Annotated in this window: 14 protein-coding genes; 12 read left to right on the top strand and 2 right to left on the bottom strand. The window is 59.9% G+C overall.

The annotated features are described in order from the left end of the window. Nucleotides 1-531, top strand: a complete 531-nt coding sequence (locus tag IPP03_02720) for a DUF2062 domain-containing protein (protein ID MBL0351646.1) — start codon at nucleotides 1-3, stop codon at nucleotides 529-531. Between the two features lie 10 nt (nucleotides 532-541). On the opposite strand, the gene IPP03_02715 is transcribed toward IPP03_02720, so the two are convergent. After that, nucleotides 542-1519, bottom strand: coding sequence for an AAA family ATPase (locus tag IPP03_02715; protein ID MBL0351645.1), 978 nt, complete (start codon nucleotides 1517-1519; stop codon nucleotides 542-544). Between the two features lie 365 nt (nucleotides 1520-1884). Between IPP03_02715 and IPP03_02710 the strand changes: the two genes are divergently transcribed. From IPP03_02710 to IPP03_02660, 11 genes are all read left to right on the top strand, one after another. After that, entirely contained in the window at nucleotides 1885-3567 is a 1683-nt protein-coding gene (locus tag IPP03_02710) for an ABC transporter ATP-binding protein (protein ID MBL0351644.1), read from the top strand. A 37-nt stretch (nucleotides 3568-3604) separates the two neighbouring features. Beyond that, nucleotides 3605-4060, top strand: a complete 456-nt coding sequence (locus IPP03_02705; GenBank protein MBL0351643.1) for a nucleotidyltransferase family protein — start codon at nucleotides 3605-3607, stop codon at nucleotides 4058-4060. Nucleotides 4061-4247: 187 nt separating this feature from the next. Then, nucleotides 4248-4712 (top strand): lasso peptide biosynthesis B2 protein, encoded by a 465-nt coding sequence (locus IPP03_02700; protein ID MBL0351642.1) that lies wholly within the window; start codon nucleotides 4248-4250, stop codon nucleotides 4710-4712. A 137-nt stretch (nucleotides 4713-4849) separates the two neighbouring features. Beyond that, nucleotides 4850-5092 carry a type II toxin-antitoxin system Phd/YefM family antitoxin gene (locus IPP03_02695; GenBank protein MBL0351641.1) on the top strand — a complete coding sequence of 81 codons (243 nt, stop codon included), beginning with the start codon at nucleotides 4850-4852 and terminating at the stop codon, nucleotides 5090-5092. A 2-nt stretch (nucleotides 5093-5094) separates the two neighbouring features. Further along, complete coding sequence (locus IPP03_02690; protein MBL0351640.1) at nucleotides 5095-5499, top strand: type II toxin-antitoxin system VapC family toxin; 405 nt, start codon at nucleotides 5095-5097, stop codon at nucleotides 5497-5499. 36 nt (nucleotides 5500-5535) lie between these two features. After that, nucleotides 5536-7464 carry a hypothetical protein gene (locus IPP03_02685; GenBank protein ID MBL0351639.1) on the top strand — a complete coding sequence of 643 codons (1929 nt, stop codon included), beginning with the start codon at nucleotides 5536-5538 and terminating at the stop codon, nucleotides 7462-7464. 162 nt (nucleotides 7465-7626) lie between these two features. Then, nucleotides 7627-7779: a lasso RiPP family leader peptide-containing protein gene (locus IPP03_02680; GenBank protein ID MBL0351638.1), complete on the top strand. Its 153-nt coding sequence runs from the start codon at nucleotides 7627-7629 to the stop codon at nucleotides 7777-7779. A 342-nt stretch (nucleotides 7780-8121) separates the two neighbouring features. Then, entirely contained in the window at nucleotides 8122-9243 is a 1122-nt protein-coding gene (locus IPP03_02675) for a class I SAM-dependent methyltransferase (GenBank protein ID MBL0351637.1), read from the top strand. Then, nucleotides 9240-10088 (top strand): hypothetical protein, encoded by an 849-nt coding sequence (locus tag IPP03_02670; protein MBL0351636.1) that lies wholly within the window; start codon nucleotides 9240-9242, stop codon nucleotides 10086-10088. The genes IPP03_02675 and IPP03_02670 overlap by 4 nt, the downstream gene beginning before the upstream one ends. Nucleotides 10089-10098: 10 nt before the next feature. Continuing rightward, nucleotides 10099-10371 carry a PqqD family protein gene (locus tag IPP03_02665; protein ID MBL0351635.1) on the top strand — a complete coding sequence of 91 codons (273 nt, stop codon included), beginning with the start codon at nucleotides 10099-10101 and terminating at the stop codon, nucleotides 10369-10371. A 121-nt stretch (nucleotides 10372-10492) separates the two neighbouring features. Further along, on the top strand, nucleotides 10493-11887 hold the full coding sequence (locus IPP03_02660) for an IS1380 family transposase (protein ID MBL0351634.1): 1395 nt from the start codon (nucleotides 10493-10495) through the stop codon (nucleotides 11885-11887). 229 nt (nucleotides 11888-12116) lie between these two features. Here the strand turns inward: IPP03_02660 and IPP03_02655 are convergent, their stop codons facing one another. Beyond that, nucleotides 12117-13409, bottom strand: a complete 1293-nt coding sequence (locus tag IPP03_02655) for a DnaJ domain-containing protein (GenBank protein MBL0351633.1) — start codon at nucleotides 13407-13409, stop codon at nucleotides 12117-12119. Between the last annotated feature and the right edge of the window lie 67 nt (nucleotides 13410-13476).

Here is a 13476-nt window from a genome sequence, read left to right as displayed (position 1 = left end):
ATGCGCAAGCACCTGAAAAAATACCTGCCCAACCACGATGCGGTTTCCGATAATCGCTGGTTGCGGCCGTTCCGCAATTCGCTGCTGCACCCGCGGCTGTGGCGCCTCAACCGCCATTCGGCGGCCGGTGCGGTGGCGGCGGGCATGTTCTGCGGCCTGATCCCGGGGCCGCTGCAGATGCTCGGGGCGGCGATCTGCGCGCTGGTCTTTCGCGTCAACCTGCCGTTGGCCATGCTCGTCACCTTGTACACCAATCCCTTCACCATCGTGCCGCTATACATGCTGGCTTACGAAATCGGCCGCTTCGCCATCGGCGAGAGCAACGGTTTCATTGAACCGCCAACCTTTGAGATGACGCGATTCGTCGAATGGACCCAGGCCATGCAAACCTGGATGCTCGGTGTCGGCAAACCGCTCGGCATTGGCCTCGTGCTGCTGGCGTCGCTGCTCGCCGTTCTCGGCTATGTACTGACCAAGACCGCCTGGCGCTTCTGGCTGATCCGCTCCTGGCGCCAGCGCAGGATGCGCTGAAGGCGGCGCTTCAGGAAAAGACCGCTTCCTCGAACAGCGAGCGGATCACCACCTTTTTCACCTCGGGTCGATCCGGCACTACGTAGAGCACCGGCGTGATCATTTCCTCGAACAGGCCGCGCAGGCTGCGCGCGCCGACCTTGAATTCGAGCGCGAGGTCGGCGATCTGCCCGAACACCGCCGGCTCGATCACCAGCTCGACGCCCTCGTTCTGCAGGATGGCGCGGAACTGGCGGTAGATCGAATGCTGCGGCTCGATCATGATGCGCACCATCATGTCCTTCGACAACTCCTTGAGCCGGGCGATGATCGGCAGGCGGCCGGCGAACTCCGGGATCAGGCCGAAGCGAAAGAGATCGGTCGGCTTGACGCGGGCGTTGAGGCGGTCGAGCATCTTCTGGTCGTCGCTCGCCGCCGTGGCGATGAAACCGAAAGCCTGCGTCTCGGCGAGAATGCTTTCCAGCCCGACGAAGGCGCCGCCGCAGATGAACAGGATCTGCTTGGTATCGATCGTCTGGCCGCTCTTGAGGCGTATTAGGGAACCTTCCATGATCTTGAGCAGCGCGTGCTGGACGTTCTCGCCCGAAGCGGCGCGCGCCTGGCCGCTGATCGCCTTCAGCTTGTCCACCTCGTCGATGAAGACGATGCCGCGCCCGGCCCGTTCGGGATCACCGCCGGCGCGTTCGAGCAGACGCTGCAGGATGGCATCGAGCTCCTCATTCACATATTCGGTCTGCGCCAGCGACGTCGCGTCGGCGGTAACGAAAGGCAATTCGAGCACCCGCGCCAGCGTTTCGCAGAGCAGCGTCTTGCCAGTGCCGGTCGGGCCGATCAGCAGGATGTTGCTCTTCAGCATCTCCAGTCGATCGACATCGCTCATCGCCACCTTGCGGAAATGCGCATAGACGGCGACGGCGAGAATCCGCTTCGCGTCGTTCTGGCCGATCACGAAGCGGTTCAACTGGGCAACGATTTCACTCGGTTTCATCGGGCATTCTCTGGCGTGTATTCAAGGCAGACGAAAGGCTGCGCAAATCCGGTTATACGACCATGCCGCCATTGTGAAAGCGGCAGCACAACCACGCCACCAATTTTGTCCCTTTTTCACGGACGACCGCGACAAACCTGCTTACCGCGCCCCAGCGCGCCGCATCGTGAACAATGGTTGAAACGCTGCGTAACGACGACTGCATGCGGTCGACAGGCAAGACCAGCCCACGCCTGCCCCGGTTGGGCACGTGCATGGATATCATGGTCGTTGACATATCGGCATAGCCGGGCAATTCCTCAACCGTGCGGATGTGGTTTCAGGACCATTTTTTCGTCGCTGTTTTTCAGATACCCTCCGAAGCCATGAATTTACGCTTGCTCCTGGGTTACGCCGCGCCATATCGAGTCAGTCTCGCCCTTGCCGGCATCCTGATGCTGATCGAAACCGCGACGGTGCTGGCCATACCCTGGCTGGGAGGTCGTTTCGCTGGCGATTTGCTGGCGGGCAGCCAAGCCAACGTCGGTCCAATATTACTGATCCTGCTCGCGCTCTTTGCCGTGCAGGCGCTACTCAAGTTTGCCAACGCTTATCTGTTGGGCAGCACCAGCGAACGGATTCTGGCGGATTTGCGTGTTCGTATTTATGATCACCTGCAGGCCTTGCCGCTCGCTTTCTATCATCAACGGCGCCAGGGCGACATTCTGGCCATGCTTACTTTCGAGGCTGCCCAACTGTCCGGTTTCATCACCGGCACATTGTTGCAGATGATTCCGCAGTTGCTGACAGTGGCCGGTGCGGTATTCGTCCTGTTCCGTACCGATCTGCTGCTTGGCGTCATGATCGCCGTACTGATTCCCTTGTTCTATCTGCTGCTCAAGATCATCGGGCGCCGGTTGCGTCCGCTTGCCAGCCAGTTGCAGGCGGAACATGCCGCCGCCGTTGGCATCGCCGAGGAAAATCTCGGCATGTTGCCGGCGATCAAGACCTTTACGCGCGAGCCAGAGGAATCACAACGCTATCGCAAGCAGATTCTGCGTATCTTTCACCTCAGCATGACCGAGCATAAAATCCACGCCGCGCTCGAGCCTTCCATACAGTTCGTTGCCGCTTCCGCGGTGTTGCTCATCCTTTGGCTGGCGAGCGAGCGGGTTGGTGACGGCAGCATGACGCCGGCGGAACTGGTCAGCTTCCTGCTCTACGCCGCGCTCCTGACGCGCCCGGTCAGTGCGCTGGCCAGCATTTACGGCCAGACGCAACAGGCGCGCGGGACCCTGAAACGACTGCAGAGCGTCCTCAACGAATCTCCCGAGCCGATATTTCACGGTGACCGGGTACTACCGGCGGTGCTCGGCGAAATCGAGTTTCGTGATGTTACCTTCGCCTACCCCGGACGCGCTCCGGCGCTGCAAGCCATCGACCTGCACATTCGTGCCGGAGAAACGGTGGCCCTTACCGGCGAAAACGGTGCCGGGAAAAGCACGATCGTCCATCTGCTGATGCGACTTCACGAGCCGGATGGCGGGCAGATATTGATCGACGGCATCGACATTGCGGGCGTCAGCCTGCGTAGCCTGCGCAGCCAGATCGGCATTGTTCCGCAGCATGTGCTGCTGTTCAACGGGAGCGTGCGCGACAACATTGGCTATGGCCGCTTCGATGCCGACCATGCAGCGATTGAGAGGGCTGCCAGAACGGCCCAGGCGCACGATTTCATTAGCCGCCTGCCGCAGGGGTATGACACGATGATTGGCGATCAGGGCGTCAAGCTGTCGGGCGGTCAGCGTCAGCGCATTGCTCTGGCGCGTGCCCTGCTCAAGGATGCGCCAATACTCATACTCGATGAAGCCACGGCAATGTTCGACCCGCAGGGCGAAAGATCATTCATCGAAGACTGTCATCACGCGCTGAGCAAGAGGACGGTGATCCTCATCACGCATCGTCCGGCCAGCCTGGCGCTGGCGGATCGAATCGTACGCATGGTGGCTGGAGGGATCGCCGACGACACGCAGCCGATTGCGAGAGGGACGCATCTTGCAACGCAATGAGTAGCGACGACCGTTCCATCGCCATCGCCTGGCGCTGGTGGCAGCGCCGATCGAGGCAAAAGGCATCCGCTACGCGGTCATCAAGGGTGCCTATGTCAGAGAACCCGTCTATGCCGACCCTGCATTGAGAGCCGCCTCGGACATCGACATCCCCATCGCCCCGGAACCGCGGCTTGCTGCGGTCGACGCCAAGGAAACGCCTGGATTCAAGCTCGTCGTCAATCCCGAAGTCGCCAGCCATGAAGCCTGCCTGATCCGGAACGGGCTCGATATCGACCTGCACGGGGATATTCTGCGTCCCGGATGCACACGGGCCGCCATGATCGACATTCTTTTAGCATATCTTTGCCGTCATGGAGGCGTCTGGGGATTGAACGATGCCAACGCCGTTGTTTGTCAAGCTAGTTGTCACGCTGCTTCTTCACTGCCGTCTGGTGGATGCCTGGCACGCGCTGACATCCATCTTGCTCACGCGTTGTTATCGTGGTGGTGAGATAACCCACCAAGCGCACAGCGACAGCCATTAAGGAAACGCTGATTTGTTCGTCACCCCGGCGAAGGCCGGGGTCCAGGTCGTTGATTTTTCTGGGTTCGGGTATTCGCCGGAATGACAATTCTGGAATAAATCAGCTTCTCCTTAAGCGGCGTGGTGGTAACATCGGAGTCGGATTCACGATGCCATGATCGCGATGCCCACCTTTACCCATTATTTCTCCACCTACCGTGCGCTCTCCGGACGCGAGCAATGGGTGCTGCTGGCTTCGCTGGTGTTGCTGCCGCTCTTCTGGTTGGGCCTGCGCCTGGCCGGCTTGCAGCGTTTCCAGGCTTGGCTCGATCACTTCCCACTTGCCCGGCGCCCGCCGTTGAGCCAAGCGGAGGCTGCCGCGCTGGGGCTAGCGGTTAACCGTGCGGCGAACCGTGTTTTAGGGGCGACCAGTTGCCTGACGCGTTCGCTGTTGCTGCGCTGGCTACTGCGTTTTTACGGCACGACCAGCGATCTGCGCATCGGCGTTCGCTGCGAGAACGGTGAGTTCGCCGCGCACGCCTGGGTGGAGATCGCGGGCCAGCCAATCAACGACGTGCCTGACATTGCCATACGGTATGCCACCTTCGATAAACCCGTTTCGACGAGTCAGTTCTCATGAGCGGGAGCACGGTCATTTTTCAATATCAGCTTTCCTTCCCCATGGGTACTTCCTTCAGTGCGCCGGCCCGACCTTTTAGACCTTGCATACAGGACTGGACTGGACTAAGCCTATGTTCGAGTTAGCTGGAGAAGTCGATGCAAACCGTCAACATTCACGAAGCAAAAACCCATCTTTCGCGTTTTGTCGATCAAGCCGCGGCTGGCGAAGAAATCGTTATCGCCCGTTCCGGGGAACCCGTTGCACGCCTGGTTGCGTTAGCCGAAACCGAGATCAAGCCGTGCACACTGGGTCTGGGAAAGGGTAAATTCAACCTGCCGGAAAACTTTTCCAGCCTGCACAATGAAGCCATTCAGCGCATGTTTGAAGGAGACGCCTGAATATGCCCAGGCAAAAATGGCTGCTCGATACCAAGGTATTGCTGGCAGCGCTCATCAAGCCCGAGGTGTTGCCGCCGGAGACTCAATCTCTGCTGCAAGACCCGCGAACCATCGTCTATTTCAGCGCCGCCAGCCTGTGGGAAATTGCAATCGAGCCCTCTCTGGGGCGCGATTATTTCAACTTTCTCCCTGAGGACATCCACCAACTGGCGTTACAAACCGGCTTTACCGAATTGCCCGTTGCAGCAAGTCACAGTTATGCCATTGCGCAAATGTCTTGGCATCACCGCGACCCGTTTGACCGGCTGTTCGTCGCTCAAGCGCAATCCCTCCCGGCTTATTTACTGACTACGGACAGCGTGCTGGAACAGTATTTGGAACTGGTGAAAAGAATTGCGACCCGATAACGTGACTGAACCTGTTTGCCCCTCGAGCCGCTTCCCATGAGCGGCATTGCCGGCATCATCCGCTTCGATGGTGCGCCAATTGAACCTGGTTCGATCGAAAAGATGACGACTGCCATGGTGCAGCGCGGGCCGGATGGCATTCACCATTGGCACAAAGGCCAGGTTGCCTTAGGGCAGTGCATGTTTCGTACGACGCTCGAGTCTATGGACGAATGTCAGCCCCTCGCCAACGAAGATACAAGTATCGTGCTGGTGATGGATGGGCGGGTGGACAACGGCGATGATCTCCGGCACGAGCTGCTCGGGCGCGGGGCTGTCCTGCGTGACCGCACCGATGCCGAACTGGTGTTGCGCGCTTATGAGGTTTGGGGGGCGCAATGTCCCGACCGCATCATCGGCGAATTCGCCTTCTTCATCTGGGACGAGCGGCGGCGCAGCCTGTTCGGCGCGCGCGATGCGGCGGGGACCCGGCATTTCTACTATCACGCCGGCCGGGGCTGGTTCGGCTTTGCCTCGGAGATCAAGGGCCTGCTGGCCACCGGCCTGATCGCCGCCCGTCTGAACGAGTCGCGCGTACTCGATTACCTTGTCGAGGCATACGACCGCGATGACCAGATCGGAACCTTCTATCAGGATATCGTCCGTCTGCCGGCGGGGCACGCCATCGAGGTTTCCGCGCAAGGGGTGAAGACCTGGCGCTATTGGGAGCCGGGCAATCTGCCGGTCAACAAGTTCTCCTCGCTGGAAGAGTGTGCCGAAGCCTTTCTCGATCAAATGCGCGTTGCCGTGAAATGCCGCCTGCGCAGTAACGGCCCGGTCGGCGCCATGCTTAGCGGCGGGCTCGATTCGTCCTCCATCGTCGGCCTGATCCGCAAGGAATTTCGCGGCGACCTGCAACAGCCGCTGAAAACCATCTCACTGATCCGCGAAGACCGGGAAAACTGCAAGGACTGGCAGCACATACAGGAGATGATGAAGGATGGCTGGATCGACCCGGTCGTTCTCACTTCGGCAGTCGCGGGAGAAGGCGGCAAGGCCAGTCTGGACAATATCGCTAGGATCGATGAACCCTTCGCGCTATCGCACGGGCTGACCTATGCCATGGTCTATGAAGCCGGGCAGAGCCAAGGTTGTCGCGTGGTGCTCGACGGCATGGCCGGAGATTTACTGTTTTACGGCGTTGACCGCAGTCTCGATACCATTCTGCGCGGAAAGATGCTGGGCCGCCTGCCGGATGTTTTTACTGCTTTCGGCAGGCACGGTTTCGAAAACCGCACCCGCACGGTAATGATTCGATCACTCGCCGCCATCACGCCGCCCGGCGTGCGCACTATCTATCGGCGACTCCGCGAAAAGCGGCGGGTGCTGCACGACGATCTCGCCCTGTTGAAGCGCGATAAAGTCATTCCCTGGCTCGCCGAGAAGCATCGCCAGGCGTGTCAGGGAGAGGTGGCAATAAAGCCCGGCAACGATCAGGCCACTCATGCGCGGAGCTTTACGTCGGGGCTGCTTTCCTTTGCCCATGAAGTGTATGGACAACTCGCCTTCGCCAGCGGGGTGGAGCCGCGCAGTCCATTTTCCGATCGCCGGATGATCGAGTTTGCCATCCAGATGCCGGTCGCGGCAAAGCTAAGCGTGCCCTGGTACAAGAATCTCATGCGTGAAGCAACCGCCGACGTGCTGCCGGAGACTGTTCGCCTGCGCTGCGACGTGGGCAGTCATCCGGGCTGGAAGGCCTATGAACAACTGATTTCAGCAACTGCTGAATCGCGGCCCGAGATTTGGAATCACGAGTATCTCGCGGGCAGGTTGAACACGTGGGTTGACCGAGAGCGCCTTATTCGGGCGTGGGCAGTGCATGAACGGGGCGCGGAGTATGAAAATGGGTATCAATTGTTTACAATGGCAGTTCTTGCACGCTGGGTCGATGTGCATCCCGCGTTTTTTCCGTCAAAAAGTGAGTGATATTCATGACCGACAAGTTCTTGCCGAAAAAGGACGCTAAAAAGCCTTACGCCCCACCCAATCTCGTTTGCCACGGTGATGTACGCAGTCTGACTCAATCGGGGTCAAAGGGGACCTCAGAAACCACTAGTATGAAGTGGAGGTCCAGGAAGGCATAACGGTATGACGGATTTTCCGTTCCCAAAGCAAAAACTGAAAAAACCTTACGCCTCGCCAAAGCTCGTTCGTCATGGCGATGTGCGTTTTTTGACTCAAGGGGGAGCGGGGTCAAGTACCGAAGGGGCAATGATGACTGCCCAGAGAAGGAAGCCGTAACCCAAAAGCTGCACTGCAGATTGAGTTTCGGCTTTTGTGTCATTGGCTGAAAGTATTTGCGCTTCGCACAAGGCACGCTGAGAAGGCATTACATGAAACGGATGGCCTCGCTGCTTATTATGCTGCTCGTATCGTCAATGGAGCACTTTGCAACAAGCGATCGGCGTCCTACAATAATGACCCTTACGTGCTGAATTCCTGTCTATGCCGTGTTTATTGAGGAGTGTTCCCTCATTGAATATCCTCTTGCTGTGGCCTATGCATGAAAATTTCAGTGACCGGATGCTGGGCATACACGGTCATACGCAGAATCCAACCAATCCCAAAAGTTAGCACCGGTTTATGCTGGAAGAGCACTTAGGCTATGTCGCCGATGCAGTCAGGCTTGAGCGCTATCAATCAGCCATAGGAAAGTTGCTAGCGGCCGGCGATGTCGTTGCCGACTTGGGCTGTGGTTCCGGTGTGTTGGGCTTCTTGTGTCTGCACGCTGGCGCCCGGCATGTCTTCGCCATCGACGATAGTGCCATGACCGACGTGGCCCGCGATTCGTTGCAGCGGGCCGGGCAGGGTGAGCGCGCCACCTTCATTCGCGGCAAGTCGAGCCAGATCGAGTTGCCGGAACGGGTGGACGTGGTCATCTGCGATCATGTCGGCTATTTCGGCTTCGATTACGGTATCGTCGGGTTTCTTGAAGACGCCAGGAAGCGCTTTCTCAAACCCGGCGGCAAGCTCATCCCTTCGCGAATTCGGCTGAACGTCGCGGCAGTCGGTTCGCAGCGCTGCGACGAACTGGCCAACGCCTGGCAGGCAGAAAACATTCCTCAAGTCTTCCACTGGCTGCGTAAGCATGCGGTTAACACCAGACATGCCGTCAGTCTGGAACGCACCGACGTGTTTTGTGCGCCGGCTGTGCTGGGCGATATTGACCTTTATGCGAATCATCCGGATTTCTTCTCGTGGAACGCTGAGCTGCATATCGAGCGTGATGGGTTGATGCATGGCCTGGGCGGCTGGTTCGAGTGTGAGCTGGCCGAAGGGGTGTGGATGACCAATTCGCCGTTGGCGGAACCAGCCATCCAGCGCAACCAGGCCTTCTTGCCCATCGATGAGGCCGTTGCGGTCAAGGCGGGCGAGCGGGTGAAGGCAACAATCATGGCCCGGCCGGCCGATCATCTAATTGCCTGGGTCGTCGAGTTTCCGGCGACCGGACGGCGCTTCGCGCAGTCGACGTGGCAAGGCGAGTTATTGACACCGGAGCAGTTGCTGCAGGCTAACCCCGAGCGCGTGCCGCGGCTTGGCCAGACGGGGAGGGCGACCGCGACGATCCTTGTGTACTGCGATGGCCAGCGGACGGTCGCGCAGATCGAAGCCGCCGTTTTGCGCGATCATCCCGATCTCTTTCCCTCGCCCGAGGAGATTTCGCGTTTTGTCGCCAAGGTTCTGGGCAGGGATTCCGAGTCGTGATCGACTTTCATCTGGCGGATGTTCCCCCGCAGGAGCCGCTTGAGTCGGCTTTTTTCCACGAGTGGATTTTTCCGGACGGGACGCTGTGGACGCGTTTCTATCGGACCGGGTCAGGCTATTTGCTGCGCTTTCCCGAACTTGCGGATTTCGAAGTTTCAGCGGATGGTCAAGTCGTGTCATCGTGGCCAGTTCCCGGTATCTCCGAAGAGACCATCAGGCACCTCTATCTCAATCAGGTGCTGCCACTGGCGTTGAGCCGGCAGGGCAAGCGGGTGTTTCATGCCAGTGCCATCGAGGCTCCAGCGGGTGCGCTGGCGTTTCTTGGCGAATCGGGGCGTGGCAAGTCGACGCTGGCGGCAAGTTTCGCCTTGGCTGGTCACCGCTTCCTGGCCGACGATGCCCTGTTGCTTGAACCCAAAGCCGGTGGCTATGCGGTCCAGCCCAGTCATCCGTCGATCCGCCTGTGGGACGACAGCAGGGACGAACTGGTGGGCGACGACGCGCATCTGGCGCCCGCCGTCCAATACACTTCCAAGGCGCGGTTGCTTTCCGGCGAAGCGCTGGCGTTTTGCTCCGAAGAGCGAATGCTGCGGCGCATGTATTTCCTCGGCCCGGGCGATGTCGATCAGGTAAGCTTTGCGCCGATGACGCCGGGCGAAGCCGTGATGGGGCTGGTGGGTAATTCCTTCCTGCTCGATATTGAAGGCCGGGAGTCGTTGTCAGCCCATTTCAACCAGGTGACGGAGATGGCCAATTTGCCGATCGTTTTCCGACTTGATTATCCAAGATCGTTCGCCGCGTTGCCGGCGGTGCGCCGGGCCATTCTCGAACAGGCTGAAATTTAGGGAGCAATTGATGGAATTGACGGACAAGGTAACGATCCCGGTCCAGGTCATGGCACGTGAGGTCGGTGAAGAGATCGTGATCCTCGACCTGGCAGGCGGCAGCTACTTCGGGCTGGACCCGGTCGGCGCACGTATCTGGGAACTGATGGGCGAGGGCAGGACGCTGGCGGAAATCAGCGCAACGATGCTCGAAGAGTACGAAGTCACGGCCGAGCAATTGCAGGGTGATGTCATCAAACTGGCCGGGGAACTGGCTGAACGAGGCTTGGTGCTCAAGGTTTGATTATTTCGAAGCGGGCTATTAGCCCGAATTTTTCATAAAAGCAGGCGAATCTCGTTTAACCCATTGATATAATAGGGGTTACGCCAATAACGCTTTGTAAGAAGCCTAAACGAGACCGCCCATGGACCATTCTATCCCAACCCAGCTTCGCTTTCCCGCCAGCGCCGGATTTACGATCCGGGCAGAGTTTGACGGCGGGGCGATGTCCTCCGACTTTGGCGCACTCCTGTTGCGTGGCATCGACCTGCAAATCGGCCTGATTCCCCGCCTGGTCAGCGCGATTCACGACAAACGCCACGCCTCGTACATTGACCATCCGCTGGCCGACCTGCTTCGTCAGCGGATATTCCAGACCGCCAGCGGCTACGCCGACGGTAATGACGCCAACACGCTGCGGCGCGATCCGCTGTTCAAACTGGCGGTCGGTCGTGCCCCGCTGGGCGAGGGAAATGACCTGGCCTCCGGCCCCACGCTCTCCCGGCTCGAGAACAGCGTATCGCGCAAAGACATTTACCGCCTGGCCAAAAGCTTCGTCGACGCCTTCATCGCCAGCTACGCCCAAGCGCCTGCCGTGATCGTGCTGGATATGGATCACTCTGAGGATGCCACTCACGGGCAGCAGGAACTGGCGTTCTACAACCACCACTACGGCAATCATTGCTACCTGCCGTTGTTCCTCTTCGAAGGACTCTCCGGGAAGCTGATCACCGCCGTCCTGCGTCCGGGCAAGCGTCCCACCGGTAAAGAGAATGCGGTCATCATCAAGCGCGTGCTGCACCTGCTCCGCCAGGCCTGGCCCGAGACCCACATCATTCTGCGCGGGGATGGCCACTTCTCGAATCCCGAACTGATGGCCTTGTGCGCGTCCGATCCGCATCTGGACTTCCTCTTCGGCCTGGCCGGCAACCAGGTGCTCTCGCCCAAGGCCGAGCCGCTGCTGAAGAAAGCCCGTGCGCTGCACCAGACACACAGCGCCAACGCCCAGCGCCTGGGGAACGCCGAGCCTGCGGCGACACGACTGTACGACGATATCGAGTATCAGGCGGGCTCGTGGCCCAAGGCTTACCGCGTGGTGGTCAAGGCCGAGGTGATGGCCTTGGGTGACAACCCGCGGTACGTGGTGACCTCGCTGTCCGACCCGACGCCTGATGTGCTTTACAAAGAGCTGTACTGTGCTCGAGGGCAGGACGAGAACTTCATCAAGGCGGTGAAGAACGACTTGGCCAGTGACCGGACCTCCGATCATGCCTTCCTCGCCAATCACCTGCGGCTGTTCTATTCGTGTGCGGCGTATGGGTTGATTCACGGCTTGCGCGAGAACACGCTGGTGCATACGGAACTGGCCAAGGCGCAACCGCTGTCGATTATCCTGAAACTCTTTAAGTTGGCGGTGCGCGTGGTGCAGTACAAGGATCGGATCAAGCTGTCCTTGCCTACGTCGTGTCCGATGAAGGGGGTGCTGGCGCGGGTGACCGAGTTGCTTTACCTCGTCCCGCGCCCGCCGGCACCGGCCTGATCGACTCGGCGACGCCGTCTCATGCTGCCGACTCGAATCCGCTTGAGCGGAGGTGAGGTCTCGCCAGCGCTCTGTCCAGGGATCGATGGCGGCAGGGTGTGATGCCCAAAAGTTGGGGTATTTGGCCGATCGTGGCGGGTTGGCAGCAAAATTCGCAGCAAGCTGACTCGCATCACGGCTGGAATGGCACGACATTGACATCGCGCGGCGGGTTTATGAAACATCCGGGTTAGTTGCCTCGGCGATACAGCCCGACGATCACCGGCCTGTCGTCCAGCTGCAGGACGTCGATCGTGATATCGCCGCCGTAAATCCTTGGCGAGCGGTCGGCTTTGCCGATCGCGCGCGACTGATAATGACCGTTGCCGCGCACGGCCTTGCCCCGGGGATTCCAGGACATGTCCCAGATATACATCGTTCGCGTTTCCGAATTGCGGAACAGGTCGCCATATTCGTTGCGGATTTGTGCCTTGTCTCCCCCCCGGTCGATGCGCGCGGCGTCGTCGAACAGCGCCAGCAGGCCCTCGAGATCGCCCTGCTGATAGCGCTCGGAAAAACTGGCGATCAGGCTCTCGAGTTGCTGGGGTCGGGGCTGTGGCGGCTTCGTTTCCGGTGCCTCTGGCGGGTTGACCGCAACAGTCGCCACGATTCGCTCCGGCTTCGTCGTTGCGGCCAGCACCGGCTTAGCTCCGGGCATCGCCAACGGTGGCGCCGGGGAGGGCGCCCGGACTGGCTCGCTCCGGGGTTGCTTATAGTCGTTGGCCGGCATCGGCTGTCGGTCGGGCGGCGACGTCGGCGCTGTCTCAACTGGCTGGTCCATGACGCCCGCAATGCTGGCCGGCGGCTCGTGTGGCCGGGTGGAAGCTTCTGACCGCAGATACTGCGCTGGCGGCTCGAGCGGCATTGCTGCCGGTTCCGGCCTGGCCAGCGCCATTTCCGGCTTGAGCTTATACGCGCGCTCGCCGGTGCCGGGCGCGCTCGCTGGCACGCGATTGAAATAAACCAGGGCAACGCCGAGGGCGGCCACGAACGCGAAGCTGCCGAGGACAACCGGCGCCAAGTGGCGGGAAACGAAGAGCGGGAGAGTAAATGCCCTTCCCGATGGTGCGGTCGCGTGGCTGGGCAGCGGATGATAGGTGGGGTTTTTCCTTGCGGTTGCGTGCTTTTGCTGCAATGAAAAGTCATAAGCGGCGCGTGCATCGGGAGAGCGGAGGACGGTATACGCCTGATTGATCCGGGTCGCGATTGCGGTGGCGCCGTCGGCCTCGGTGGTTTGGCGGTCCGGGTGGAAGAGCCGCATCAGGAGACGGTGGTTGTCCTTGATCTCTGCCAGCGACGCATCGGGCTCGACGCCAAAAACGCGATAGTGACTCGCGTGATGCGCCAGCAAGACCTGCTCGATGAAGAATTTGGCCGTCTCCCGCAATTTTTCTGGGTGCACGAAAGGGGTAAGTGGTTTTTCGCCGGCGGCGCGTGGATTGCCGGCGGCAACCAGAAGCAACTCGTTGACGCCGCGCGGCAAACGGCCTTCGCCGCGCAGCAGCTCGGGAAACTGGCTCGGCGCCTGAAAAAAGGCAATTGCCAGCGCT

It is taken from the genome of Candidatus Dechloromonas phosphoritropha, assembly GCA_016722705.1.
In the GTDB taxonomy this organism is placed as follows: Bacteria; Pseudomonadota; Gammaproteobacteria; order Burkholderiales; family Rhodocyclaceae; genus Azonexus; species Azonexus phosphoritrophus.
Note: the sequence above shows the minus strand (reverse complement) of the source record. Positions and strands in the feature narration are given on the sequence as shown.

Bases quoted from the DNA above. Each gene is read 5' to 3' on its own strand.
- IPP03_02720 (MBL0351646.1), top strand. From the start codon at position 1: ATGCGCAAGCACCTGAAAAAATACCTGCCCAACCACGATGCGGTTTCC.
- IPP03_02715 (MBL0351645.1), bottom strand. From the start codon at position 1,519: ATGAAACCGAGTGAAATCGTTGCCCAGTTGAACCGCTTCGTGATCGGC.
- IPP03_02710 (MBL0351644.1), top strand. From the start codon at position 1,885: ATGAATTTACGCTTGCTCCTGGGTTACGCCGCGCCATATCGAGTCAGT.
- IPP03_02700 (MBL0351642.1), top strand. From the start codon at position 4,248: ATGATCGCGATGCCCACCTTTACCCATTATTTCTCCACCTACCGTGCG.
- IPP03_02695 (MBL0351641.1), top strand. From the start codon at position 4,850: ATGCAAACCGTCAACATTCACGAAGCAAAAACCCATCTTTCGCGTTTT.
- IPP03_02690 (MBL0351640.1), top strand. From the start codon at position 5,095: ATGCCCAGGCAAAAATGGCTGCTCGATACCAAGGTATTGCTGGCAGCG.
- IPP03_02685 (MBL0351639.1), top strand. From the start codon at position 5,536: ATGAGCGGCATTGCCGGCATCATCCGCTTCGATGGTGCGCCAATTGAA.
- IPP03_02680 (MBL0351638.1), top strand. From the start codon at position 7,627: ATGACGGATTTTCCGTTCCCAAAGCAAAAACTGAAAAAACCTTACGCC.
- IPP03_02675 (MBL0351637.1), top strand. From the start codon at position 8,122: ATGCTGGAAGAGCACTTAGGCTATGTCGCCGATGCAGTCAGGCTTGAG.
- IPP03_02665 (MBL0351635.1), top strand. From the start codon at position 10,099: ATGGAATTGACGGACAAGGTAACGATCCCGGTCCAGGTCATGGCACGT.
- IPP03_02660 (MBL0351634.1), top strand. From the start codon at position 10,493: ATGGACCATTCTATCCCAACCCAGCTTCGCTTTCCCGCCAGCGCCGGA.